The 25,830-nt window shown below is 40.8% G+C and carries 21 protein-coding genes and 3 pseudogenes; 14 read left to right on the top strand and 10 right to left on the bottom strand.

Annotation, left to right across the window (positions count from 1 at the left end):
* Position 1 precedes the first annotated feature (1 nt).
* The 5 genes and pseudogenes from LOZ80_RS14085 to LOZ80_RS14065 all read left to right on the top strand — a co-directional run bounded on the left by LOZ80_RS14085 (position 2) and on the right by LOZ80_RS14065 (position 7,937).
* Complete coding sequence (locus LOZ80_RS14085) at positions 2-4,984, top strand: FN3 associated domain-containing protein (RefSeq protein WP_238172001.1); 4,983 nt, start codon at positions 2-4, stop codon at positions 4,982-4,984.
* 192 nt (positions 4,985-5,176) lie between these two features.
* Entirely contained in the window at positions 5,177-5,548 is a 372-nt protein-coding gene (locus LOZ80_RS14080) for a YhjD family protein (RefSeq protein WP_189020131.1), read from the top strand.
* Positions 5,545-6,021, top strand: a pseudogene (locus tag LOZ80_RS14075) (Y-family DNA polymerase); the annotation flags it as partial. The gene LOZ80_RS14080 and the pseudogene LOZ80_RS14075, both read left to right, overlap by 4 nt.
* Before the next feature lie 216 nt (positions 6,022-6,237).
* Positions 6,238-7,485: a DNA polymerase IV gene (locus LOZ80_RS14070; protein ID WP_238172000.1), complete on the top strand. Its 1,248-nt coding sequence runs from the start codon at positions 6,238-6,240 to the stop codon at positions 7,483-7,485.
* The gene (locus tag LOZ80_RS14065; protein WP_238171999.1) at positions 7,482-7,937 is read left to right on the top strand and encodes a YhjD family protein; all 456 of its coding nucleotides are present in this window, start codon (positions 7,482-7,484) and stop codon (positions 7,935-7,937) included. The genes LOZ80_RS14070 and LOZ80_RS14065 overlap by 4 nt, the downstream gene beginning before the upstream one ends.
* Before the next feature lie 85 nt (positions 7,938-8,022).
* Here LOZ80_RS14065 and LOZ80_RS14060 read toward each other — a convergent pair whose 3' ends face one another.
* Positions 8,023-8,367, bottom strand: coding sequence for a helix-turn-helix domain-containing protein (locus LOZ80_RS14060; RefSeq protein ID WP_238171998.1), 345 nt, complete (start codon positions 8,365-8,367; stop codon positions 8,023-8,025).
* 134 nt (positions 8,368-8,501) lie between these two features.
* On the opposite strand from LOZ80_RS14060, the gene LOZ80_RS14055 reads away from it, so the two are divergent.
* From LOZ80_RS14055 to LOZ80_RS14035, 5 genes are all read left to right on the top strand, one after another.
* Positions 8,502-9,491, top strand: a complete 990-nt coding sequence (locus tag LOZ80_RS14055) for a DGQHR domain-containing protein (protein WP_238171997.1) — start codon at positions 8,502-8,504, stop codon at positions 9,489-9,491.
* 555 nt (positions 9,492-10,046) lie between these two features.
* Positions 10,047-10,583 carry a Pycsar system effector family protein gene (locus LOZ80_RS14050; RefSeq protein ID WP_238171996.1) on the top strand — a complete coding sequence of 179 codons (537 nt, stop codon included), beginning with the start codon at positions 10,047-10,049 and terminating at the stop codon, positions 10,581-10,583.
* Between the two features lie 6 nt (positions 10,584-10,589).
* Entirely contained in the window at positions 10,590-11,531 is a 942-nt protein-coding gene (locus tag LOZ80_RS14045; RefSeq protein WP_238171995.1) for an adenylate/guanylate cyclase domain-containing protein, read from the top strand.
* Between the two features lie 221 nt (positions 11,532-11,752).
* On the top strand, positions 11,753-13,144 hold the full coding sequence (locus LOZ80_RS14040) for a HEPN domain-containing protein (RefSeq protein ID WP_238171994.1): 1,392 nt from the start codon (positions 11,753-11,755) through the stop codon (positions 13,142-13,144).
* Positions 13,145-13,230: 86 nt separating this feature from the next.
* A complete protein-coding gene (locus LOZ80_RS14035) occupies positions 13,231-13,545 on the top strand; it encodes a hypothetical protein (protein WP_238171993.1) in 315 nt (104 codons plus the stop codon).
* 675 nt (positions 13,546-14,220) lie between these two features.
* Here LOZ80_RS14035 and LOZ80_RS14030 read toward each other — a convergent pair.
* Positions 14,221-14,859: a hypothetical protein gene (locus LOZ80_RS14030; RefSeq protein ID WP_238171992.1), complete on the bottom strand. Its 639-nt coding sequence runs from the start codon at positions 14,857-14,859 to the stop codon at positions 14,221-14,223.
* Between the two features lie 60 nt (positions 14,860-14,919).
* The gene (locus tag LOZ80_RS14025) at positions 14,920-15,195 is read right to left on the bottom strand and encodes a histidine phosphatase family protein (RefSeq protein WP_238171991.1); all 276 of its coding nucleotides are present in this window, start codon (positions 15,193-15,195) and stop codon (positions 14,920-14,922) included.
* Between the two features lie 194 nt (positions 15,196-15,389).
* On the opposite strand from LOZ80_RS14025, the gene LOZ80_RS14020 reads away from it, so the two are divergent.
* Positions 15,390-15,662 carry a hypothetical protein gene (locus tag LOZ80_RS14020; RefSeq protein WP_238171990.1) on the top strand — a complete coding sequence of 91 codons (273 nt, stop codon included), beginning with the start codon at positions 15,390-15,392 and terminating at the stop codon, positions 15,660-15,662.
* A 54-nt stretch (positions 15,663-15,716) separates the two neighbouring features.
* Here LOZ80_RS14020 and LOZ80_RS14015 read toward each other — a convergent pair whose 3' ends face one another.
* The 7 genes and pseudogenes from LOZ80_RS14015 to LOZ80_RS13985 all read right to left on the bottom strand — a co-directional run bounded on the left by LOZ80_RS14015 (position 15,717) and on the right by LOZ80_RS13985 (position 23,725).
* Positions 15,717-16,256, bottom strand: a complete 540-nt coding sequence (locus LOZ80_RS14015) for a PDDEXK family nuclease (RefSeq protein WP_238171989.1) — start codon at positions 16,254-16,256, stop codon at positions 15,717-15,719.
* 200 nt (positions 16,257-16,456) lie between these two features.
* Positions 16,457-16,663, bottom strand: a pseudogene (locus LOZ80_RS14010) (N-6 DNA methylase); the annotation flags it as partial.
* Positions 16,664-16,997: 334 nt separating this feature from the next.
* Positions 16,998-17,297 carry a DUF7677 family protein gene (locus LOZ80_RS14005; protein WP_238171988.1) on the bottom strand — a complete coding sequence of 100 codons (300 nt, stop codon included), beginning with the start codon at positions 17,295-17,297 and terminating at the stop codon, positions 16,998-17,000.
* Positions 17,298-17,645: 348 nt separating this feature from the next.
* Positions 17,646-18,257 (bottom strand): hypothetical protein, encoded by a 612-nt coding sequence (locus tag LOZ80_RS14000; RefSeq protein WP_238171987.1) that lies wholly within the window; start codon positions 18,255-18,257, stop codon positions 17,646-17,648.
* Complete coding sequence (locus tag LOZ80_RS13995) at positions 18,250-19,935, bottom strand: site-specific integrase (protein WP_238171986.1); 1,686 nt, start codon at positions 19,933-19,935, stop codon at positions 18,250-18,252. Before LOZ80_RS13995 ends, LOZ80_RS14000 begins: the two co-directional genes overlap by 8 nt.
* Positions 19,936-19,947: 12 nt before the next feature.
* Positions 19,948-22,488: a MerR family transcriptional regulator gene (locus tag LOZ80_RS13990; protein ID WP_238171985.1), complete on the bottom strand. Its 2,541-nt coding sequence runs from the start codon at positions 22,486-22,488 to the stop codon at positions 19,948-19,950.
* Between the two features lie 10 nt (positions 22,489-22,498).
* A complete protein-coding gene (locus LOZ80_RS13985) occupies positions 22,499-23,725 on the bottom strand; it encodes a tyrosine-type recombinase/integrase (protein WP_238171984.1) in 1,227 nt (408 codons plus the stop codon).
* A gap of 199 nt (positions 23,726-23,924) precedes the next feature.
* Here LOZ80_RS13985 and LOZ80_RS13980 point away from each other — a divergent pair.
* The 3 genes and pseudogenes from LOZ80_RS13980 to LOZ80_RS13970 form a co-directional block, all read left to right on the top strand.
* Positions 23,925-24,722: pseudogene (locus LOZ80_RS13980) on the top strand (DinB/UmuC family translesion DNA polymerase); the annotation flags it as partial.
* Positions 24,719-25,228, top strand: coding sequence for a YhjD family protein (locus LOZ80_RS13975; RefSeq protein ID WP_238171983.1), 510 nt, complete (start codon positions 24,719-24,721; stop codon positions 25,226-25,228). The pseudogene LOZ80_RS13980 and the gene LOZ80_RS13975, both read left to right, overlap by 4 nt.
* 126 nt (positions 25,229-25,354) lie before the next feature.
* A complete protein-coding gene (locus tag LOZ80_RS13970; protein WP_238171982.1) occupies positions 25,355-25,783 on the top strand; it encodes a MarR family winged helix-turn-helix transcriptional regulator in 429 nt (142 codons plus the stop codon).
* Positions 25,784-25,830: the final 47 nt, after the last annotated feature.

The raw sequence follows: 25,830 nt of genomic DNA, 5'->3' as shown, positions 1-25,830 counted from the left end.
CGTGATCCTGTTGAAAAAATGGACGGCCGCTGCTATGGCGACTCTGCTGCTCTTGCCTTACGCAGTTATTGGTAAACCGCAGGAAGCCGCTGCTAGCGCAAATCGTGCGGTGATCCGCGAAGGATCCACTTATTTGCTTGATTTTGAATCCGGTACGATGCAAAACAGCACATATCATGACGGGAACAGCAATGCTTTCAAATTTTCCGGGGATACGGGGCATGTATCTTTGAATGGCGGACAAATGGTGCTGGGACCGTTCAATGGTTCAACGATTGGGGTGTTTGATTACGGATTCGCCAGTAATCCTACGAATAAATTCGAAGACTTCGAGCTGTCATTTGATATGACGATGACACATCGGGAGCTGAATAAGCAAGCGGGGATACAATTCCAGAAGAATGCCTGGAACGATGGTTGGGATGCCCAGTTCAAGACGCATGTCACGTATGATGGTAAAATGAACTTTTTTGAAGGAGCAACGTCAATTGCCAATATGGATGGGGGGAAATATCGGGGGATTAAGGAGTACGGGGTACCCGGATTAAACAGGGATATCATGCCGTGGGAGACGTTCCGCGTGAAACAAGTTGTTGACGGGAAGCGCGTTCGCACATACGTGAACGGATCGACGACTCCGATTGTTGATGTGCTGAGGGCTTCAGAGGTTGGAGCAGGTTTCGTGGGGGTATTTGCCAATGGGAATGCCGGCTTCAAGATGGATAACTTCTTGTTGAACAAGCTGAAGCCGGAGAACGAGCGGGATGATTTTGGCTTGGCGGGAGATATTGACGGTTTCTATGTCTATATTCCAGTTTTAAATGAAAGCGTTTCCAATTTCAATATCCACTATCGTAACACGACGGACAACACCAACGAGCAGATCTTTAAATACTCGGGCACGAGGGATAAGTATGTACGTATCGATGGTTTAACGCCAAACAAGGACTACAAGGTGGAGCTGTATCCAGTGTATAAGAGCGACAGAACCCAGATTGAAACGGATATGACCATGTATCGCAGCAAAACGGTTCATGTCGGGCAGTCTTTGCAAACCCAGCTGACGGTAACGGAAGGAGAAACCTTCTATGGCGGTTCCAAGCAAATTGACATCTCCGTCATTGGGGCAGAACAAATCAGGTACACGCTGGATGGCTCTGAACCCACCATATCCCATGGGTACCCGCTGAGTGGCGATTTCATTTTCGGGGATTCCCTTGTCGTAGATAAAACTACGAATTTCAAGGCCATTGCCCTATTGCACGGCGAGATCAAGGCGCAGAGGGAAGAAACGTACGTTGCGGGTGTCAATCCAGTCTCTTTGACGAACGCTGCTATCTTTCATGTGAGCCAGCCTGTTGTGATGCAATCGGTCTATGCGGATTCACTCCTATACACGACAGATGGAACGAATCCGCTTTATGACGCGGTGACCGATACGGCAGCGAACGGAACGATTGTGCATGCGCCGACCGTATCGCTTACCGTTACGGAGACGACTTATTTGAAAGCGATGGCGGTACGGGGCGGACTTGCAGGTGCAATCGCTTCTGCTAAGTACACCAAAGTTCCACTTGGCAACACGTTGGTTACGGATTGGAATTTTACAAGCCCTACGGTTATTCTGGCTCAAGAGCAAGATGATTTGTACGGCAAAACGTCAGCTCCATGGTCGAATCTATTGGGCTGGGACGCCAATTCGGACAAAGGTGTCTGGGCTAATCATATCGAGACTGATAATGTTTATCGGGACTCAGAAGGCGTTCATCTGTTTACGACGTCCGCGCCTATCGAGGCTTCCACCTCCAATCCGAATTTCTATCTGGATCTGCACGATGCTGGCTTTCCCAACATCCCTGCCGATTACCGCTATTTGAGCATTTGGATGAAGGTGAATCATACGGCCAATGCAGCCATTTATTTCGGGACAGATGCAGGAGCCGATACGAATAAGCTCAGCGAATCACGGAAGGTTGCGTTCCGCAATACGGCGGTTGAAGTGCCGGAATTTCAGCATTACATCATCGATATGGGCGAGCATGCCGGCTGGACGGGGAATATCACGAAGCTGCGAATCGACCCGATGGCGACCTATCCCAGCATGAAGGATGGGATTGCACTCATCGTCAAGGGTATTAGCCTGCTTAGAAAGCAGGATCTTCCAGCCGAGATCCGATTGACCCAATTCGAGACCTCTCCCCAAGAGATCGTATCGCCTGGCGACAGCTTCGTTATCAAAGCTAAGCTGGAAAACATAGGGGCCGGCGCGACAGGATTGTCTGTTCAATTGGATGCCCCTGATTTCCTTGAGATCACGCCAGTCGGGGGCGCGTCAGTCACTCAACTGGCTTCTGGTGAAAGCGTAACCTTAACGTATAATGCCACTGTGCAGGGCACGGGAGCAGGGGCTATCGTTTTCTCGGTAAAAGGCCTTGGTATCCCGGCGACAAGGGGGGTATCGCGCATTTTTAGTGTGAACACGGCCCTCCCGGCCAGCGGTCAGCCCGATGACGTGGTGATCGGGAATGAGGAGGAGCGGTTGGTCTATCCTTCACCTGAAACTACAGGACTAGAAGGTTATGGTTTTGCATGGGTGGAAGCTATGAGAAGCGGCGCATGGAGCCGAATCGCCGTTATGCCGTCTCTGGGAAGCGTACAGGAAATTGTCGGTCAGGACCAATTGACTGTAAAGGAATTGTATGCGGCGGCACCGTCATCCCTAGCTCCGCGAGATTTCGAGATCTCTTTCCAGGCTCCAGATGGCGCTGAATGGTCGGGAGCCGTTCGCGTCACTGACAGTGTATACGGCAACCTGGAATTGAAGCATTCGCTGCAAGCAGACAGGATAAGAAATGTTGCCGCCATTGTCGGACCGACGATGCTGTTGGGGGAAGCTGGGATCCCTGCGCTTGATTCGCAGCATAAAGTAATTCGTTCTACGACAGATCTGCAGGGGGATTATATCAACGAGGCGCTATTCCCCGGCTTGGAATGGCTCGATGCGATGGAGAAGAACAATCGATCCTCGGACACGAATGCGGTCGTAGACACCGTTGATGCCTATCGCTATGTCCCTCATCCACGCAAAATTACCGTGCCCTTAATGGCTATAAGGAAAGGGGATCTGCTCTTTGGGCTGATGTGGGATGCTCGTCAGAAATGGGACGGGGTACATGACCAGCCTTCGGCATTTTTTGGTCTGCCGAATCGTCTAGAGCGCGGGAATGAGACCGTATCTACGAAGCTCAGTTTGTTTATCCCCTCGATCCTGAATGGGATGAATGAAAATACTACCTTCGCAACCGGGATACCGGCATTTTACGATACAACCTTGGCCAATGCCAATAATGAGAATCCGATTCGGGAGCCTTTTAACTTGGCGGCTGACCAGGTATGGACGCTCAAGTCCCAACTGTTTGTCAAGCGAAGCACAGAGATTGCAAGCGCTGTTCATACTTGGACGGACGAGTACGGGCTTCCGGAGCCGCTTGCTTATGCGCATGGAACGATGCAGCAGGAAAGTGAAGCGATCTTGACCAGCTTTGAGAATTTGTGGAGCGCTGCAGACAATAAATGGATGAACCGAATCGGTCCCGCAGCTACGCCAACAATTACCTCAGCATTTGTTATGCCTTATGCTGTCTTGGGTAAATATGGCGAATATGACGAGGTTGCGAAACAGCGAATATCGTCTGCTATGACGGGGGTAGGAAGCACTTATTCCACATATGGTTATATTCTGCCCTATTACTTGGAAGGAATCGCAGCAAGGACGATGGAATCCTTGCAATCTGTGAACGTAGACACTTTGGTTGCTGCAGCAAAGCTGGTGAATCCATCCAGCGTAACAGAGGGTGTGTATTGGGACTATCAGACATTTATCGCCCGCAAAGGATTCCAAACAAGTCCCTACATGGGGCAGTTAACCGATGTGACTGCAGGCTCGAATGCTGAATTTCTCTTTAAAATGCTGAGGCAAGCCCGATTGACGGGCAACGCTGTCGCAACGACCTACGGTCTCGCAGGCCTGAACTATATGAATGAGAGCTTTAGGATGCCAAGAGGCTCACAATCATGGGAGCTTAGAAACATGATTCCCGAACTGGAGACGGCAGCTGTGGCCGTAAGAGCTAACGTCGAAGCGTACTCTTTGACAGGTTCAACCACCTATTTGGATGCCGCCAAATTATGGGCTAACCGCGGATTCCCTTTTATCTACCTATGGGATGACGGAAGCTATGGGGTAGATAAAGCGGATGGGCAAGGCAGTTCCTTTGGCAGCCATACGTTCATGCGTTACGGAGCTATTGCAGCTTTTGGGCAGTCCATCTACCGAGCAGATGGCAAACCCTTGCCGGGAACCTGGTTCGGCCGTTCAGTCCAATGGTCCGGTCATGACTACGGCATTGCTCTCATGGAACTGTACGAAGCGATGGACGGAGCTGGCTTGTGGACAAATTACCTAAACGGCGGCGGGATTGATTATCGTAAGATCAGTGAGGGATTATCCGTCAGCGGTTCACGGCAAACAACCGCAGCAGATAACCGCTATCCGACGCACCTTTACGATGCAGCAAGCTTGCTTAAGTGGGAAACATCGGACTACCTGTATCCGAATTATCAGGGAGCCGAGCTGCTCGGTTTGTTGTTGGGAGAGCGAACGAACCCGATCACGCAGAAAATCACAGTAGGCGCGAAGGAACTTCGCATTAGTGCGCCAGTTGTTTTTGACGTATTGAATATACAGACGAATCAGTTCAGTTTGAGACTTAACTTCTTGAGGCCGGGCGAATACACGATCTTTCTGCAAGGGATCGCAGCGATTGGTCAGGCTCAGCTTGTTGGCACGGATCAAGGTTTAGGAGCGGAGCTCACATCGTATGCTGTCCGTTCAAGCAGCGGCTTTGCCGAGGTGCATCTTAAGGTCACGGCGGAAGGAGCATCGCAAGCAGAGATAGCATTAACTTCGGTTGTTTTGAAGTAATGTAAGGTTATGAAAAAACCAGCAAACCATTGAGGTTTCTGGTTTTTTTTGGCTGCAATGTCAATTTTCCTTCCTAATTTAAGCCTTAAAATGACAGTATTTTATTTCCATTTAAAATCACTTGCATAACGAATACATGTTCGGTATATAATAAGTAACACGAATACATGTTCGCGTATGGTGGTGGAGATAATGAAGGTCAGTTCAAGAATTGAGACAGAAGAGGATGTTCAAATTATCAAGGAGTATACGCTGTTACCCATTTTACTCGATATGCTGGCAAGGGATATGGAGGAACTCAAGATTTACAAGGACAAAATCGTGTATAATCATGTGCTCTTTTATCTGAGAGAGGTCGAGAATGCCATTTACCCGCAATTGCAGCAGCTCAAAAGCAGCATGAAGCAAAGAGATATTAAAGTTATTCAGACTGAAATGAATGCCTTGGGGATTCACGTTGAATACAAGGTCCGCGGTTACATTCACCATTTCACGATGCTTCGCAGTTTAGTCAAGGCAGAGCTTATGACCACGCTTATGAATATGCGAGGGGGATTACGGTGAGCAAAGGAAAGGAACGCACTATATTTCTGGCGGATTGCGAAAGTTTCTATGCGAGCGTTGAGAAAGCGGATCATCCGGGCTTCAAGGACAAACCCGTTGCGGTTGCAGGCGATCCAGCCTTGCGTTCCGGCATCATTCTGGCTGCCTGTCCCGTTGCCAAACAGTACGGTGTTTCGACCGCAGAGCGACTGGGTGAGGCGCTTAAGAAGTGCCCGGAACTGGTCGTGATGCGCCCGCGCATGCAGCATTATATTGATATTTCTCTTATGATTACCAAGATCTACGAAGAATTTACCGATCTGGTTGAAGTTTTTAGTATTGATGAACAGTTTCTTGACGTCACGGCCAGCTTGCCGCTCTTCGGAGATCCCTTAACTATTGCGGAAGCCATCCAGCGCAAAGTGCTTCGGCAAACGGGCGTGAGGGTGCGAATTGGGATTAGCTCCAATAAAATTCTGGCGAAGATGGCCACAAGACTATCAAAAATTCATGTACATAATAGAATAATTTAATAAAACCCTTATATATCAAGGGAATTTTTAGTAATGACTCATGTACATAATTGCGAAACGCAATTTTGATTTATAAACAAGAAAAATAATCGAAAATAAATTTTGTTAAGGTTAATAAATGCAGAGAATGGCATACAATAAAAGCGAACATATGTTTTCTATTTGGGTGGTGTGACTATGAAATCAGAACGAGCTATTATGCTCGTGGACTGTCAGAGCTTTTATGCCAGTGTGGAGAAAGCGGCGCACCCAGAGCTTTGTAATAAACCCATAGCGGTTGGTGACCCTGCCCGTAAGAGCGGTATTGTACTAGCTGCTTGTCCCATTGCGAAATCTTATGGTGTATCAACTGCGATGCGAAATTTTGAAGCTCTTGCTGCTTGCCCAGATCTTACTATAGTCCGACCAAGAATGAAGACGTACATTGATGTCTCTACACTCATTACGGAAATTTATGAAACCTTCACCGACTTGGTTGAGCCGTGGAGCATTGACGAGCAATTTGTTGATGTAACAGGTTCAACGTCGCTTTTCGGATCACCAGTAGAAATTGCACGCCAGATGCAAACAAAAGTTATGCTTTCTACGGGAGTTTGGATTCGTGCTGGCATTTCTTCAAACAAAGTGATCGCGAAAATGGCCACTGACCACTTCGCGAAGAAGAGCGAAAGTGGCGTGTTTGAATTGCCAGTAGATCAGATCGAGTCCATACTATGGCCGTTACCTGTCTCACAAATGTACATGGTAGGGTCTCGGATGACTGCTCACTTTGTAAAAATGGGATTGAATACTATCGGTGATATAGCACGGTTAGAGCTTGCAGAATTCAAAAGGCGCATGCGAATTAGGATGGGACGACAAAGCGATATTAAAGCCGAATATTATTGGCAAACAGCGCGCGGGATTGATCCCAGCCCAGTCGTTGCAAGAGCTTTTGCGAAGCCGCAATCTATTACTCGAGGCAGAACTGTACAGTCAACGAAATACCAGACAATGGAGGATATCGAGCCGCTAATGATTGAATTAGTGATTGAAGTATGCCGAACAAGCAGACGAAACAAGAGCATGGGGCGTGTAGTGACAGTTAGCGCCGGAACGATGACGAGAGGATTTTCGAGGCAGATGACCATACCTTCGCCGACTTGTCTAGAGCACCATGTTGTTACAGCAGCGCGTGAATTGTTCAAGAAAAATTGGAACGGAGATCCCATCACGCATTTAGCTGTAGATCTGTCTCAATTGACAGATGACAGCACGCATCAGCTCGATCTATTTGAGGATATCGAAAGAAATCTTAGGCTCGCCAAAGCTCAAGATAGTATTAAAGACAGATTTGGCGGTGCAGCAATTATTAGAGCTTCTTCACTGCTAGAAACTGCACAAGCCAAAGAAAGAGCGATTATGATAGGGGGACATTATGCTTGAGCAAACTACTTGACGGAAACGGTAGATGGAGCACGAGGTTCATGTCACCAGAACATAGTGCGGCACTTCAGCAGAGACACGAACAGCAAACTCAAACTACAATGCCTACGAAAGAGGAATTGGAGGCGATCCGGGATTTCGTTTTACTCCCGATGTTACTTTCAATTGTTGAAAAGAATAAACAGGAAATTGAAAGAACTTCCTACTCGATGAGAACGGTCTTTGTTAAAGCAGCAAATATCATTCAAAATCTCATGACAAACGACCTTCAAGCGGTACGGAAGCTATTGAAAGAACGAAATATAAAGGTGTTTGAAGATGAGATGATAGACTCGAATCTGCGGTACAAATACATCTGCCGCGGCTACGAGGACAAATTTGTTTTGATTAGAGATGTTGCTCGAGCAGAGCTTATGAAACGTTTAGGGAAGTATTCGGAGCTTCTAAAATAAGTTATTGAGAACATATTTAAAAGAAAAACGAGTGATCTCTAGGACCGTACAAGTCCGGAGTTGCACTCGTTTTTTGCTTCATTGGTTAATTTTTAGCCTCTGAAATTACAACTTCAACCAATTTTTTAATTAAAGTTAGTTCTTTGTCTGAGCATTGTTCAATTAAAAGATGCGTAGAATCCAATAGTTTCGATCTCTCATACTGTGAATTAGTAAGGTCGTAGCCACTAAATAAATTGCTAGGATCTACCCTAAGAGTCCTAACAATCCTTTCGAGGGTTTCTAAGGAAATATTTTTTTCACCGCGCTCAATACCACCAATGTAGGACTGAGGGAGATCAACGAGCTCACCTAGCTGTTCCTGGGTTAGTCCTCTATTTTTGCGAAGATTTCTAATTTTTATTCCTACGTGCTTTGAGAGTTTGGACAACAGGACTCACCTCTATTTCAGACTAGGGGAGTCTGTGTTTAATTTACAGACACTCATAACATATATAACCATTTGATTTTAGATCTTATAAGAACTATTATGGCTTTATATACTAATATCAAGGAGCCAAAAGAATGAGTAATCTTCCACAGCAGTATGTTATTGAAAATGTACTCCAGTGCAAGATGCGAGGCAGGGTTGCATATCAAAGCTACTTTCCTGCATCTGTTGGAATTAATTTAATTTATGTAAAACCATATGATCACCCTTCTGGGAAGGGATATCAGCGCCCAGTCGATGCCAAAAGATGTGCGGATTTTGCGTATTACTTATCTAAAGGGGAAGATGCCCTTTTTACTCCGATTTTATTAAACGCTGCAGCTAATTGGGAATTTGTTTGCTATGATAAACAACGCCCTTCATATGGCAGATTGCTTTGCAAAGGTAGGGCTTCTCTAATGGATGGGCAGCACCGTGTTGGAGGAATAGAAAAGTATGTGCGTGAAACAAATTCAGATATAAATATTCCGTTTTTAGCTTTCCATAGTTTAGATGAAGATGAGGAAATTAAACTATTTGATACTATAAATACGAAAGCAAAAGGAATAGGTACATCTCTAAGTAAATTTCTCCGACGCGATTCTGACGATATCAGTTGGATAGCCACAGAAATGATGACTAGAAAAGATAGCCCCTTCAATTCGATTGGAAGTATCATTGGGAAACGTACAAAAGGAAGACATGTTACCCTTCAGAATTTATATAGAACACTGACATATTTGATGAAGAATGAAAATATTAGTACTTTGCCAAAAGAAGAAAAAATTTATATGGCCCTTACTTATTACAATGCGCTTCGAGATAAATTTCTTTTTGAATGGAAAGATTATAAGGGTTATCGAATAACTCATATTGTTTCTATAGATGCTTTATCTATTGCCGGGAGTGCTGTTTTAAGCGCATCACTAAAAGAAAACAAAAAGCAAGTCGACTTATCGGCTGTCATGAAATATGTAAATAAATTATCAGTGGAGTGGTCATCGGATGGTCCGCTAAAGTATGTAAAAGGATTAAGTGGATCGAAGAAATTAGCTGAGGAGTTAAAAGATCAGATGATGGCTTGATTCAAGGGAAGATAGTGTAGAAAAAGTTAACAGCGGCTGAGAAGGACTTGAAAAATAAGTCTTTCTCAGCCGCTGTTGTCATGCTACTCTTTACCTTTTTTCTTGCTTCGAAATAGGCAAGAAGCCTTCGGGTAACCATGTACTACTGTTTTTTAAATTTTGATCACAAAGTTTGCTCCAAACAGACAAATCTTTTTTCAACACCTTCACATCCCATAGTCCACCACTATGTTTGCTAACATATTTGAAATAGTAAGCATCATCGCTATGCCCCTTGTAACTAATACAGTCGGTTTCGAACTTGAATTTATCCCATAGTCGTTTATCTACCTCAAATATGTTCATAAACATCACCTCAAATTATGACTTTTATAAAGATATATGTGCTAATTCAAAAATTATTTTTCACAGTTGTTCGGTGAAAATATAGTTGTAGATAAAATAAAGTTGTAGACTGACGATGCATCATTAACGTACAGTAATTATAAATGGATAAGCAAGAATTGGTTAATATTCAAGATTAGAAGTGGTAGATTAGAATAGGGGTTGATTATAATGATGAATGAGCTCAAATACATCTTTTCCAATGTAAACGAATGGCTTAAATTTTCGGAGGCAAAAAATATTGCACTATTAACTGTGAATGGAGCAAGCTTCTTTGTAGTTTTGCAAGTTCTTAATAGTGAATTAAAACTATCGGTAAGTATTGTAAAATGTCTTTGGTTATTGTCATTTCTTCTGATTATCAGCATGTACTTTCACTTTTGGGCGCTCATACCAAACATAAAAACCCCTCGATCTAAAAGAGGAACAAATGGAGCAGATCAAAGCAATTTATATTTTTTTGGCGATATTTCAAAATACACAGCCCCTAATTATCTTACTGCAATTAGGCAAAAGTATTTAAACGAAACCGTTACTTCTTTTCAAGCTGATGAAATAGACCTAGCAAATCAAATAATAGTGAACTCCCAAATTACATATTGGAAAAATGTTAGATGCAAGTATGGTTTGTATGTCACTTTGACAGGCTTCATTATTTTAGCAATAACAATCCTTGTAAATTTAATCCTAGATGTGACAGGCTGGTGAGTTGAATTGAACCATAAAGATTTGAAACAGTCATTAGATTTAGAAGTTGAAGATATTTTAAATAGTGATTTTGATATATTAATTAAATCAGTGGATGTTGTACCCGACAGGAATGACGCAGATATTACCTTTCCAAACACTGATAGTATGGTACAGAGAGTCAAAATGATTGAGACTTGTGTCTTATATATAGATATTAGAAAATCAACAGAAATGAATTTATATCATAAGCCGAAAACGTTAGCGAAATTGTATTCATCTTTTGTTCGATCAATGGCCCGTGGGAGCGAATTTTATGGCGGTAAAGTAAGAAATATCATTGGAGATCGTTTGATGGTAGTTTTCAATAAAGAAAACTGTTACTTAAATTCAATCAAAACAGCAATACTGTTAAACTCTATAGCCCAATATACGATTGACAAGAAATTTGTACATAATGAATTCAAATGTGGCATCGGTATTGACTATGGAAAAATGCTTGTTACAAAAGCCGGTATAATTAAATATGGGCATGAAAATGAGAACTATAAGTCACTCGTCTGGCTAGGGAGACCAGCTAACATTGCATCTAAGTTAACAGATCTTGCAAATAAAACTCATAGTGAAAAAATTATTGAAGTTGCAACTACTGGAAATGCAAATGGTAATTGGTCATGGCATAAGGAAAGTATATTGGAATTTGTAAAAAATCTCGAAAAGGATGTTTTTACTAAAAGAATGAATCACAAACATCCGGATTTTCAATCTTTCATAATAAGCGAAGATGAGCAGTATACCCCGACTATTCTTATTACTGAAAGCGTTTATAATGGCTTAATTAAAGACCACCCTAGTAATTCAATGGTTATTAATAAACAGTGGAATGAAGTTAAATTTCTAAAAGTAGCAGGTTACTCAGGTAAGATATATGGTGCTGATCTTCATTGGCCGGACTATAAGAATGGTTAGTTAATTTTTATAAACGCTAGCAGGTGCTATTAGGAAACTCATAAACCCTGCTCCCCAATAATTACTCATTGTCATAAAATGATTTTAGCTTGATCATTAATTCTTGCTCTAATTTTCCTGCTAACTCATTAAGTCTACGCAACTCAAATTCTATATCAACTACTTTTTTCGTTTAGTCTTTGATTAAGCGAGAGAAGTATTGAGAAACGAGGGAAAACTTCATGATATATGATGGGTTTGCATTCTTTTCAGAAAACCGTAGCATTCCTTTACACTATGAAAATGGTTTTTTGAAACTATACTTGGATGGCTCACATTTCACCTTTGAAAATAATACTAGAATTGTATACGGACAAAAACGAGGTGAAATGGTCGGGGGCGGGCTTCTTTTTCATTTCGCTCTGCCTCTTGAAAATTATGGAGTATGTCAAACAATGGATGAAACAGGGGCAACCATAGAAGTCCCGATATCCTTTGGGACAGTTAAACAACAAGTAGACTTTTTCATTGACGATTATGTGGAGAATGCTAGTTATACAAAAATGATATTCTCATTTGAAGAACTCAATTATTTTATCCCTTCATCCTCAATGTGCAAATATTCCCCTAAAGATAGACATGTCGAGTTTTCGGGAAGTTCAGATATCATTACGAGTTTTCCGTTCAAATATAAAGGAAGAACCGTAACATTCTCACTAAAATTATCCAGCTCCTATCAATTCAGCAACAGGTGCCTCGCTGAAACGGTGTCTCATTTAACACTCGAGTTTGATGAAACCGATGATCTAGAATTCATTCAGTCACTATATTATCTCGTTCAAAACCTCTTTAGCTTTTTATCTAATCGCAAAAACATATCCATTAACAACGCTGTTTTGGTGGGGAAACGTCTGCGAATAGGATGTGTAGATCCCCAAGGCAATGTAATATTTGCTGATAGGGAAGTTCCTGTAACATCCACCTTTTACGTTTTCGATAAATATCAAGAGGAACCTGAAGAATCGAAGGAGATCTCAAAGACCATTCAGTATGGATCTTTGGCGCCTGCTTTTGAGAACTTGCTCTCTTTATTCCTTGATAATAAGGTTTCCTCCCAAAGTATTCATTCATCCAGCGCTGCCAGAAGGCTGCTTGATCTTAAGCAATGTCTGCAAATAACAGCAGCTTTTGAATATTACCAGAGGACTTTTCTCCCCGAAATCTCATCTTTGGAAACAATACAAGTCTATGATGAGGTAAGAGCATTGATTGATAACTACATCACTGAGCAAAAAGGTGAGAAGAAGAAGAAAGCGAAACGCCTACGCGACTCGCTTAGACCGACCGTATCCCTACAAGATAAAATCTGCAAGGTATATAACGGTTATAACAACTGGTCAGGACTGAAATTTATCTTGTCTGAATATTTTGGGGATGACGTAACAAAGCTAGCTAGTATAGCTAATCAGTGGCGTAATGAACTCGCTCACGAGAAGAGAGAACACGAACCAGATCAAGATGTAATTTCCTCGGTACGTTTAGTGGAGCACCTCAACTACTGCATTGTTTTAAGGCTTGCTGAATATTCCGACCAAGAAATTAAGGCGATTATAGACAAAATTTTATCAAGGTAAATACTAAAATCTTGTTGTAGTTAAAATGTTATTTTCAAAGCAAAGACCTATCCACTTAATTTTAAAGGGGATAGGTCTTTTGTAATGTGATTATCTTTTTACTCATTGTTACGGCATTTATGGGGCAGCAAGAGCCTCCTCACGGGAATCTTAAGGCAATACTTGAGGATGGGCCACCATCAACGTGGTTTACGTTTATAAGTGGTCATGATGTCAGTAATGGAGAAGACTTTGAAATAGTTCTAAATGTAATAAGTATAGTTCTTGCAGTCATTGGAGTTTCAGTGATGATTGGAGGATTGTTCTGGTTTTGGAGGAAACAAAAGCCTGTGTATTCTATTGCAACAGCAATGTTTTTTGTTATTTGTGGGTATTTGGCTTTGATGTTTTCGATTGGATGAAGAATAAATGAAACTAGTCCAAAACCTGAGCTTAAATAGAAAAAAGCGGAGAATGTACAAGACAATCCCCGCTTTCTGTTTGTAATGCAAGAACTACAAACCAGGTCAAGGCCAAAAAGGTACAGAAAGTCATACATGTTGTTTTTATAAATAAGTCAAGTTAGCAAAAAAATGCTAAGGGTCTAAATTAATAGTTTAAATAATTTTTCGTGTGCCTCACATTGAGGCTGTCTAATACTAAAAATCGGACGCATGCTTTTTACCAATTTCTCAGCGTCCTCTATGTTTTCGCTCTTACTTAAAGTGATTAAGGTGCCAATTGCAACAGCCCAGAACGACCTTTTCCACCACCTAAATGGAATCCAACCTTTTAACCGCTCTTATAAGCCCCTACAATGTGGTTTATAGCTTGTTGGAATGGTTTGTCTTTGGAACTTTCTCGCATTGTCACCAAGTGGTACCTGCACCCATTCTAGGCTGTCTGATGGATGAGTTGTCCGTTGAAAATAAAGTTTTAGACTGGAATCGTTCATTTATCGCGGCTTTAGAATTGACAAAGCGTCAGCTTTTGAAAAATAAGTTTTAGACTATCCCATAAAAAAGAAACAGCGGCTGACCAAGACTTGAAAATAAAGTCTTAGACTGCCGCTGTCATTATTGAACTAACGTTACCCGTTAGATCATACCGAGGGAGTTTAGTTCCACGAGTATTTGTCTGGCATAAGATTCCCAGTCTGCTGCATCTGTGTTTATTTCTAACGTAGGAATCAATGACTGTTTCGCAACCATGCGTAGTTTTTCCTGTTCCTCCAAAAATTTTTGGCATGCTTCTGATTCCGAAGCATGGTTTTCTAGAACATAAGATTCCCAAGCTACGCCACGACTCTTAATGAATCGCGGCCCAACAGCTTCTTTAGACAACGTTAAGAGTAAACAGCGTGCATTCAATTTTAATAGTTGATTTTCCAACTGACTGATTTCTAATGAATCTTGAAATGCTGCACGATGGTTCACATGGAATCGCTCTAAAACAAAGAAAATACCGTGAGACGATTTCATTTGACCCAATGAATCGATCCAATTGGATTGCTGTTCTAAGTAATCAACATGACGACGTAGTAGCTGAATATGTTCCTCCTTCTTCATCGTCTCTAAAACTCCGTGATTAGAATGAAGAACTTGTGAATAGTGTTCGCTTATTGTAAGTAACGTTCGTACACCATTGTCTAATTGATTATGTAGTTTCTTTAGTGCCTTGAATACTGAAGTTTTTCCTGCGGTAGACATTCCCTCTACAATTACACCTCGGATCATGCTTCACCTCATCGTTCTCTCTTCTTTCTGCCACTAGTTCAAAACAGCCGGATGATCGCGCTAACAGTCGGGTTGCCATTCTCTTAGATCGAACTCAACCAATATTTCTAAATGAAGTTCCTTTGATAATATAGCGGCTGTTTGAAGAGCTCTTGGGTAAGGAGAAGAGACAATAATATCAGCCTCTTTTAAACGCACATCTTTCGCTGTCAAATAGACTTGGTTAACTCCTTTATTCGTAAGAGGTACGAGATCCCGACCATGCCCCTTTAACTTATACTGTTCATTTATGTCCCATTGAGGTTCACCGTGGCGAATAAGATAAAATTGCGTCATTACAATCCCCGAATATCCAATAATTGTATTAAACTATTCGCCATACTACTACGCAATCCTGCCCTTTAGTTGAGCGGATCTCACAGAAACGAAAACAAGCGATGGGTTGGTTCCACCGCTGTGCTATAGTTCCTACGTTAGTTGAACTCCTGGGAATCACTACCGTAGAGACTGCAGCAGCAGCATGACTCCCTATGCCAGCCAAACCGGTCACAATCAAGCAGGATGCAGCATGGTATTTGTTCATTTGTAATCTCCTTTGCGCAAAAGAGGTCTTTATCCCCTTAGACGTTGCAAACCGAAAGAAGCTGCTAGTTGCTCGCGAGAATCGACTGCATATCAACGGAGTGGTTTGGAAAGCAGCTCGGGTAGCAAATAAGCGCAATTCCACGAAACAAGAAGACGACCTCGTCGCACGGATGCGAACAGTTTCGGATCCGAATACATTAAAGGCAAATCACTGGTGACGGCTGAATTTGGCCAAATACCAGGTTTGCATTCTTTTTGGCGAAAAATCAATGTTACACGTCTGGTATTTCACCGAATTCAAACCTTGCTTTCCTTGCCATAATTGCTGCTTTTGCTAATTCTTCCTCGTTGACGTTTGGAATAACCCATAATCCAAGAAAAAACCTTGAATAATATTCTGTTTGAATAAGGTCGTCTGGTGCTAATATGCGATAATTGTCCGGATATTTTTTTGAAGGCCATTCCCACACATACTCTTTAATTCCAAAAAATCTATCGATTTTCAATGCGTCAGGGGCTCCAATTAAAATGGAGAACTTGATATTTTCATTATCTTTTCTACGGCAGAATTCTTCACATTTTTTTATTTCTGCTACATTTAATGGCTTACCTTTTACTTCAAACCATCGGTCAAGACTGGGAATATAAAAGTCAGGTAAATATCTAAGACTACCCATTTCATAGCCTTCAATTTCATATTGATATTCAATTCCTAATGCATTAAAGAAGACAGCCCATCTCGCTTCAAGTCTGCTTCGGAATCTATAACCATCATATTTAGTTTCGATTGCCTTGATTGACGTTTCATCCATAATATCACTTACCGCCTTATCGTTAAAATACGGCTAATTACAACGATTGCGTACCTCTCCTTATGCCGTTTGCACCCAGCCTTTTTGCAAATGTACCCACCCAGACGGGTTTTGCACCCAGCACAGAGGTCGATGTACCCACCTTGAACGCCGAAAAATATAATCGTTAAATTGTATCAAAATCACTTGATTATTTCGTAAATCCGCATCCCTTCCTCTGGTTTAATCAGCTTGACGATCAGTTCAACGACTTTGGTCGGTGTATAAAATTTTCCACCCTTTTTCCCAGCATCGTCGGCAAACTTACAGGAAGCCCGACCTAACATATCTGGTTCTGATAAATCAGCGTTCGATAAGTCGATGGACGAGTAATGCTGAATCAATTGCAGAATGACTTTATCAGGCAATACCCGTTAAATCGTCCAACGAGTAAAATGTTCTGTTCTTCTGTTCTTTTGTTCATTTATTTTAGTCTTATTCACCAACCATGCCGTCACCATCACGATCATCCATATATTTGTACAACCAATGTTATATTTAGGTTAGGAAGGTGAAACTGTTGACACTAAAAGGACCGCACATACTAGACATATCTAATATGTGCTAAAGACGCAAACATTTATTGTTTTGGCTATGTTAACCCTGCCCGTTAACTCAATGAAACGGGGAGCAGTTCCACCACGACACTCTCCCTGTATTCGTTGAACTATCGTTCCTACGTTAGTGCAATAATTCCCCATATTAATAAAGTGAAATTTCCCAATCCTCAAACTCTGGCTCAACACGATAACTACTGTCAACATAGTTTCGAATAAACTGTGCAGCTCTCTTTTCTGCATACTTTGCATTTAAAACAGTACCTTTTTCATCCATCGCTATCACATTTGCAAAGATCGCATATGCCCTCTCTAATGCGCTTGGCTCTTCAAATATACAAGTATAATCAATATCTTTAAGTAGTGGCATCCCCACAGTACCGTTTGCTAACCAAAAGGAAAATGTTCGCAGCGCTCCGCTGAAAGAATGGCTTAGCTTTTGCATTTTAGGTCCTCCAATATCTAGAATGATGTTGTCTTATTTTAACACATATTGGAAGTATCCTGCCCGTTAGCTTAATGACCGCGGCCAGTCTACAACTTTATTTTTCAGTCTAGGACTTTATTTTCAATAAACATGAGTACCTTAGTGACTTCTCCTCGTAAATCCATAATACCTCAATGTTCTCGTTTTTAACTATGTCTTCTACGTCCGATGCTTCGCCGAAAAAATATTTTATATTCAACCAATGCTTGAAAATTTTTCTGCATAATGAACTCCTTATATGGTGTGAATTTAATTGTTACTGGCGAAGAAGGTGCAGAGGGTGGGGCACAACATAGGAAATATCACTCAAGATTTTGGACCAAACATCTCAAACTGTTTTATTAAGTCAGCCGTGATTTTATCTTCATTTTTTCTGTCTCCCTTTTTAAATTCAAGTATATTTTTCAAATCTGAATCAGGAAAAGAAGAGGTTACAGCTATATCACGATATGCTTGACTGAAATGGTTAACTTGCTCTTGCAATAACTTAATTGTTTCTTTTTTATTCTTTAATTCTTCATTTTGGCTCTTTAGTTGCATTTTTAGGGTTTCAATCTCTTGCTCCAATTGAGGAACACTTTTTGCTTGGACATAGAGCTTCTGAACACTGTTATTAACCTGCTGTAGCACTTGAATAAGTTTTTGCTGATTACCGTAATTCGTCCTAACTAGTTCGGCCATGTTTGGAAGGGGAAGGAGCTGTTCGTGCTCTGCGTCATTAATTGTTAAAGGACGATTAAGGGCTTCGATTTTTCCCTTCATATTACGAACCCAAGTATTTCGTCCCACTCCAGTTTGCCTTTCAAGATCTATATAAGTAATTGTTTTTGTAGGGTTATCTTCAATATATTTTAGTAGTAAAGTCTCTAGGTGGGGAATTGTGTGTTGTTTTGGTTTACCTACCTTCTTCTTAGTCATGTGTGCCCCTTTCGTGGTATATCGTGTTAAGTTTGGCATCGGTCCGTGCTTTTTGTCCCCTGAGTTTACTAGAATTGGTAGCCAAATAGCTCAATTCAGCCTGGGCAAGGGGATCATGCTCAAAAGTGGAATAATTATAAGTCATATTACGAGTAAGATTTTTCATTAGTTCAAGTTGTTCATTTATTATGCTTTTGAGACGCTCCGATTCATCAACAAGCCAGGCAATCACTGAATTATTAAATTCACTTTCGGGAATGTATAAGTGAGGACAATGCCTACAGTCGCCTACGGGACATTTTTCAGGATCGAAAGTGCAATATCCAAATTCCATAGGAGCAAATGCCTGCATCTCCTCTTCAGTAAAACTTCTTAAAATGGACTTAGCCCGTAAAGCCCTCTCATTAACTCCCAACGAAGAGTTCATACTGTTTATGGTACCAAATTTGATGTGTTGGTCTGCTAAGTACTGAACAGCAGATTGACTTAATTGTTCTAAATGACTAAAGTAATGCATTTGTGCATCAAGGGATTTATGCCCCCCAATGCGGGCAATCGACAACATATTAAAGCCTTGCAGCATCATATTACAAAATGCGAAGTGACGGGTATCCATTGGATTAGCTCTCTCTAAGCCTGAATAACCGTACTTACTTTCGACTATTTCATCATAAAAATATGTTATCAGTAATTTTAATTGATGAGGCTTGAATGTTTCTAAATTCCTCTTTTTTTTGCGAGCACTACCATGACTTTGTTTAACTCTGGGAGACTCGCAATATGCGTCGTAGGATAACAGGAAAGAAGTCCTTTTAAACTCAGATGTTATATCTTTGTATTGTAAAATTAACGCAGCTAAGTCCTCATTGATTTCGAGGACATCAACAATATCAACTTCATTATTCTTTTTAGCACGAACCTTTTTTCTAGGTATTTTTAGAAATAATTTAGAGGAATCTGCAATAATACAATCATATTCGATGGAGCAGAACTCCGAGACTCGCATAGGAATAACTAAGGTAATGTGCCACCAAAGGACAATCGGAAAAAAAATTAGCCTTTCGGTAAGTGTCCATTTTTTTTGGAAATCATGGATAATGGAATCAAATATCAAAGTATCTTTGAAATTAGGCAGACTTCGAATCCCTCTCTGAGAAGAACTAAACTGATCAACTATATCTAGAAGTTCATCGTTAAATATAAAATTAGAAAAGCAAAGAAACTGCTGTATTGCTGGGCAAAGTTTAGTTAATGTAGGTCTAGGTTTAGACATGAGCCAGCTTTCGAAATGAACAAGCACTTCATCAACAGGACATCTAAAGCCTTGGCACGATAAAATCCCCTCAACCAGATGCTTGATTCTAAATTGCGTATATTTATGGTCATGTCTTTCAATTAAACCAAGCAAAGTAAAACACTTAAGTGACAATTTCATTTCGGAGTAAACATCTATATCGAAAATAATTGCTGTTTGAACATCATTAGCACTTAATATCCATTCATCATCTTCGAACTCACAGTTTATAATTCTTTGACTTGATTTAAACTCCAAGAAAGCCTCTTTGTAGTAACTTATATCTTGGGAATCAAAGATTATATTATCTGAAGCTTGGGCGAAATGTAAGAATCCGATATCTGAGATGTATTCCGATCGCTTAAAACCAAGAGTACTTGCCAAAGAATAACACTCCTAACCATGTTCTACTAAAGATTGTTGATTTTGAAGAGCCGCGGCAACATTCGATAATAGATTCTCGTAATCAACGAATGCTCTTGTATACTCGATTCCATATGTATTAGTAGTTTCTTGTAATAATGACAATATTTTGTATATCCAAGCTCGTTCTCTAGAAGCAACACCAGAATTTTTTGCCATACTCAGAATGGAAATCCTTTTTCGTAGCTCGATATCGATGCTAATTAACAAATAGTTTTTAGGTATTACATTAGGACAACCAATACAAGATGTTGCTGTAGGGTGAATACACTTCGGATAAACAAAACATTGGGTATGCTCTGTATGTCCAGGCATCTTGTCCATATAAATATTATTTACCAAGGTCAGTGCTGCTTCTCTCGGCAATAAAGATACTCTAATAGCCAGAGATTCCTTTTCTTCGACTTGATTCTTTAGAAACTCACCAAAGTTCTCTAGTTCCAACGGAGTTGTGAATAATGTTCTATATTCTTGAATTTTTAAGGATCGTTTAGTAACTGTATCCTTGTTCTCTAATTCGGTAAGAGCGTGTGCTCTTTCGATTAACATATTATAAAGATAACCAAAATGCCCCCGGTTACATAAATTCACGGTTACATTCCCTAAAGATCCATCTTTGTTTGTTGATTGAATATAAACTGTTGAGGATTCCTTTTTTCTGTGACGACGAGTTTGTTTGATCATATCTAATGCGACACCGAGTGATTCTGTGTTTTCGGTAGCTTCGTGAAATAAATAGGTCATAAAAGAGCGATTCATTTTCATGCTTCCAAATCGTAGGGGATCAGGCAAAAAGACATCGACTTTCGTTCTAATTAAGCTATAGATGGTATTTCCTCTTGTTAGAAGGAATTGGGCGTTTTCTTTTCGACGATGCAATTCACAAACGACAACCATTGTTGCTATAGGAACAAGCATGTCCAAATTGATAAGAAATCGATTGAGCACACCAGTTTTCGATACATTTAGACGGGCGTGAGCATATTGATTTATTATGCGTTGTGACTGCTCGATTGAAAGTCTATTTCCATCGAAAAACCATTGAAAAGCATGGATATCAATCAATGAAATATCTACTGAAGGTAACCTCAAAAAGTCCGATGATCTCCATGCATTACACATATGAAGAGAACAATATAACCAAGCAGCTGCATAACATCTATCGTTAATGGCTTCAAGAATATGAAATTCAACATTTTTTAAATAGTGGTTAATCTCAATGAATTCCTCGAGTGAGTAAATCTCTTTACTTCGCGTTCCAGTTTGTCTAGTTGTAACAAGGTATTTTTCCTGAAATTGTGTGGGGATTCGTTCTTGTAAGAATGATAAAAACGAAATAAAATTTTTTTTGAGGTTTGTACTAGTGGTTGTTCTTAAATACCATTTGATTTCATGATCAGACAAATTAGTGATTTCTTCTTCGAAGTTCATTAACGCTTGGTATAAGAATACAAATTCTCTTGCCTGCATTCGTTGTACTTGTTTACTGGCGCGAGAAGTGTTTTGTCTCAAACTAACATATTCCAGGAATAATGCCTTCGTTTGAAGAAGGTGAGCTGGAGCAGAAATACTTAATATTGCATCATTAAATATGAAATGGGGATCCTCAGGCTTGTCAACTCTATATTTGTCAAATGAGGCATAAAACGCTACAAACTCTTTGATAAGTATTACTCTTTCGGCCTGGCGGTTAAGAACCAACCATTTAACTTTATCTGATAACTGATTTGCCATAAGTACATCAACAAAACGGCGAGAGACGTTATATTTGTCTGCGATCTGGTTGACGGTATAGTAGTAAAGTGGAATCTCATCTATAAAATTTTTAAATGTATGTACATCTCTTTTAAGTAAATAGTATGTATTTTTGAATTTATACTTAACTCCAGTAAGTTCAATTTTGGGATTTCGAATCATTGTGTGTATTGAACTGGTGCTGCATTCTAGAATATTAGCGGCTTCACCGATTGAATAGTAATCATTAATATTCTCTATTTTAAAATACTTTTGCTTATATTCTTCAAACGCTTCCCTTGGAACGTAGTGATGGCCCCCTAAAGTTTGAAACCATCCTACTATGTGGTTATTATGAATGGCATCTAAAACAGTGCTTCTATCTATTTTTAGTTCGTTCATGATTTCTCTAGTGCTCATACAGTTCGTTAAATCGATCCGTAAATTTTGGAGAGGGAGTATGTCTTCCTTATGAATATAATTAGTACCCAAAACTTTCTTAACCCTAATAGTATTTAATCGGTTGCTTACCCAAGTCTTCATGATGGAATGTTCCCATCCTAAAAAGTTAGCTGCCTGTTTAATTGTGAGATACGTATTTATGAATTCCTCATATTTTTCCAAGACAATCTCAGGAATCATCCTTCTACCATTAATCCTATCAAGTTTTATTTCGGAAACTTCTTCAAGAGGATTTGAGGTAGTATAAAACCACGATTCTAGCTTAACTATACTCATCTTTAAACGATCAGCTGCTTGATTAATTGTAAAGTAGTTCACAACTCCCACCTCAATTATTTTGATATAGGTTATTAATCAGCTCTTCTATTGATTTTTTCATTTCTTCGGTGTCAGACATATAGGTTAAAGACGAAGTGATGTTTTTATCTCCACGAGGTAATGCGAGATCGTAGGGATTCTTTGCTTTTTTTGAAAGAAGATTTGTAAATGTGCCTCTTCCGATATGGAAAGACCATTTCGTTGATTGTAGATGAATTGCGGTAATAATGTCATCGGGATTTGGGGATGAGTGAAGTTCAAATAGAAAATTTTTCTTCACTTTTGCAAATGCGTCGCGAAGGCTTTTCCCCGTAAGAGCTTTACCATCACGGTTAATAAAAAGTGGTGAGTCCATTTCTGGATATTTACCAAGTTTTCTATGTATTTCTGTAAGATGATTTCTGAAAAGTAAGGGAAGTAGGTCTTTTACGGGATAAACAAACTGTCTTCTATCACGTTTAACTCTTGAAGTGCCTGAGATATCTTTAATATCCGTTCTTAAATTCCTTGTCTTGAGGAGAAGCATTAGTCCATCTTTTCCATTTTGATCTCCATAAGGTGTAATATCACTAATTTTTATGTTGACGATCTCCCCAGCCCTTAACCCTCCAAAAATAGAAAAGTAAATAGCAAGTGCAATTGTCGGTGAGACTGAAACTGCAGTTCTAAGGAACATTAATAGGAGTCTGGGAGGTAACGTGTGTTCAATGGCAACTTTCCCTCTTTCAGGATCATAAGCAAACTCCTTTGAATACATAGGATTAAAAGGGGTTACATCTGGATTGGTATCTTCTGAATTTTGTAGGTTTCCTTTTTGGATAAGAAAAGAATAGAAGTGCTTTAAAGTTCGTTCAACATTTTTAACACTTAAATTTGAATTTCCTTTGGACAAAAGAAAATTTAAAAAGTGAGTTCCATGAATAATAGTAAGATCAGATAATGATGTTAATTTGAATTTCTTTCTATTATCTATTAATAGATAATTTAAAAATTGAGCTAAATGAGTTCCTTGTAATCGTTGAGTATTATATTCCTTGTATTTCCATCTCCATTGAATAAAAGCAGTCAGCGGGTGGACGATGGATGTATTGTTTTTTCTATTTTTAAGCATCAGGACTGCATGCTTTCTTACCTGTTGTATCCCTTTCACTTTATATTTTACGAAACTAACGTCTAAGTAAAAAGAAAAATCCATTTGGACATAATTGACATTGACCAATCTTGTAATGATACTCAAATGGGTTATTACCTCCAAAATATGCCATAATTCGACTATAATATTTAGAGATTATGTGCGCAAGAAAAATGTAATAAAACAATTATGTACATAGAGATCTTTCGGGATATCAGATGAATCCTTGTTTTAACCAAGTAATTTCTAGGAAATAGGCACTAAAATTGTGCAACAGAATAATGTACATAATTAGTTTGTCTAAGCGACCGATATTTGGGCGAAAAAGAATCTGAGCGGCGTCTACACGCTGGACCCGTCCAAACTTGCAGAAACTTTATGGGAACAGCCGGTCAGCAAGATGTTTGGTGTCGGCTCGCGGATGACAGCGCATTTCGCCAAGCTGGGGATGTACACCGTTGGCAATGTGGCCCAAACGCCGCTGCCGCAGCTCAAGAACAAATTCTGTGCCCGCTTCGGGAAGCAGTCCGATATTCACGCTGAAGTGATGTGGCGAACGGCTAATGGCTTGGATGACAGCCCGGTGACGCCGACGACTTTTGACACGGCTCCGAAGTCTATCGGTCATATGATGACACTGCCAAGGGATTATGAGGAGTCTTCAGAAGTGAATACGATACTTTTGGAGCTTACGGAGGAGGTTTGTCGTGATTGCCGCCGCAAGGGGTACATGGCTTCGATTGTGACCGTGAGCTGTATGTGCAGCCCGTTCGATGCACCAACCGGCTTTTCGCGTCAAATGAAGATGCCTGATCCGACGAATCATACCCGCACTGTTTTCGAAGCGGTTAAGCGGCTTTTCTATAAATTCTGGGATACGATGCCTGTTCGCCGCGCCGGTGTTATGTTGAGCCAATTTGTCGAAGATCACACGTATCAGCTGACGCTTTTTGAGGATCAGATCAAGGAGCGAGCATTGGAAAAGGTGACGGACAGCATCAAGGATCGCTATGGCAACGCAGCGATTGTGCGTGCTTCCTCCATGACGACAGCCGGTCAAGCACAGACCCGCGCGCTGAAAATTGGGGGGCATTATAAATGAGCAAAAAGCTAGAAAAGAACGGCCTCTGGGAATCCAGCCGCATGATGCTGCCGCAGCACAGGGAGGCCTTACAGAACCAGCGCAGCAATCAGCCTGCTCCGAGCAATCGGCCCACGGCGGAAGATATTGGCGTGATGCGCGACTATGTGCTGCTGCCGCTGATGCACGGGATGATTAAGCGCAAAGCAGGCGATATCGAAAAATCTACCGAAACGTTGCGTACGCTCTATGCTCGTGTGGCTCACGCGCTTGCGGCGCAGATTCTGGCTGATCTCACCGAAACGAAAACCAAGATGATGCAGCGGAGCATTCAGCTATTCGAGGAGCACAAGGATGACCGGGCGATTCACTACCGTTACATTTGCCGGGGGCATGAGGATACGTTGGTGATTGCCAAAGACTACATGCGCGCGGAGATCAGCGTCCGAACGGCCCGCTATATTGAACAATTTGTTGCCCTTGTGAACAACGCGCGGAAGATCGATGAACGGCAGATTAGATCATAGAGTCCCACAGCAGCCCGATAGAGAATCCTCTGTCGGGTAATTTATCCAATTGCCAGCATGTTCATAAGCGAGGGGATCGTATATAATGAGGATATAACTTGAGAGTGGTTTAAAAGGGAGAACACGATGAATGCTACACTACACGGATCTATTGGCTTTTGGTTAAAAAAGAACTTTCGGAACGCTTGCAACTATTTGGACCAGCGACTTGAAGAGCAAGGAGTCACCAACTCACAATTGGGAGTCCTTATTATTCTATGGGAACAAGAGGGACTCACCCAAAAAGAGATGGTTCACATTCTGGGCATTCAACCGGCTTCCATGACTTTTCTGCTTCGTGGTTTGGAACAAAAAGGAATGATTCGCCGTTTGCAAGACAAGGTAGATACCCGCATTAATCGCATTTATGTGACAGACAAGGGCCTGTCGATTAAGCAGGCTTGTTTGGCCATTGTCGAAGAAGGCGAGCAGATGATTCGCCAAGGATTTTCAGATCAGGAAATTGCTTTAATGCTGCATTGGATGAGGCGCGTAGATGCTAATTTTCAAGATTAGGTCATTGGTTGAATGTAAGTTTTTTTGGGCGTATAGTTAGATGTCTA

The sequence above is a fragment of the Paenibacillus sp. HWE-109 genome, assembly GCF_022163125.1.
Classification (GTDB): Bacteria; Bacillota; Bacilli; order Paenibacillales; family NBRC-103111; genus Paenibacillus_E.
The sequence above is the reverse complement of the archived record's forward strand: the minus strand, read 5'-3'. Positions and strand labels throughout refer to the sequence as shown.

Bases quoted from the DNA above. Each gene is read 5' to 3' on its own strand.
- LOZ80_RS14055 (WP_238171997.1), top strand. From the start codon at position 8,502: ATGAGTAATCTTCCACAGCAGTATGTTATTGAAAATGTACTCCAGTGC.
- LOZ80_RS14005 (WP_238171988.1), bottom strand. From the start codon at position 17,297: ATGCAAAAGCTAAGCCATTCTTTCAGCGGAGCGCTGCGAACATTTTCC.
- LOZ80_RS14000 (WP_238171987.1), bottom strand. From the start codon at position 18,257: ATGACTAAGAAGAAGGTAGGTAAACCAAAACAACACACAATTCCCCAC.
- LOZ80_RS14030 (WP_238171992.1), bottom strand. From the start codon at position 14,859: ATGATCCGAGGTGTAATTGTAGAGGGAATGTCTACCGCAGGAAAAACT.
- LOZ80_RS14025 (WP_238171991.1), bottom strand. From the start codon at position 15,195: ATGACGCAATTTTATCTTATTCGCCACGGTGAACCTCAATGGGACATA.
- LOZ80_RS13975 (WP_238171983.1), top strand. From the start codon at position 24,719: ATGAGCAAAAAGCTAGAAAAGAACGGCCTCTGGGAATCCAGCCGCATG.
- LOZ80_RS14080 (WP_189020131.1), top strand. From the start codon at position 5,177: ATGAAGGTCAGTTCAAGAATTGAGACAGAAGAGGATGTTCAAATTATC.
- LOZ80_RS14040 (WP_238171994.1), top strand. From the start codon at position 11,753: ATGATATATGATGGGTTTGCATTCTTTTCAGAAAACCGTAGCATTCCT.
- LOZ80_RS14070 (WP_238172000.1), top strand. From the start codon at position 6,238: ATGAAATCAGAACGAGCTATTATGCTCGTGGACTGTCAGAGCTTTTAT.
- LOZ80_RS14015 (WP_238171989.1), bottom strand. From the start codon at position 16,256: ATGGATGAAACGTCAATCAAGGCAATCGAAACTAAATATGATGGTTAT.
- LOZ80_RS14020 (WP_238171990.1), top strand. From the start codon at position 15,390: ATGCCAGCCAAACCGGTCACAATCAAGCAGGATGCAGCATGGTATTTG.
- LOZ80_RS14050 (WP_238171996.1), top strand. From the start codon at position 10,047: ATGATGAATGAGCTCAAATACATCTTTTCCAATGTAAACGAATGGCTT.
- LOZ80_RS13970 (WP_238171982.1), top strand. From the start codon at position 25,355: ATGAATGCTACACTACACGGATCTATTGGCTTTTGGTTAAAAAAGAAC.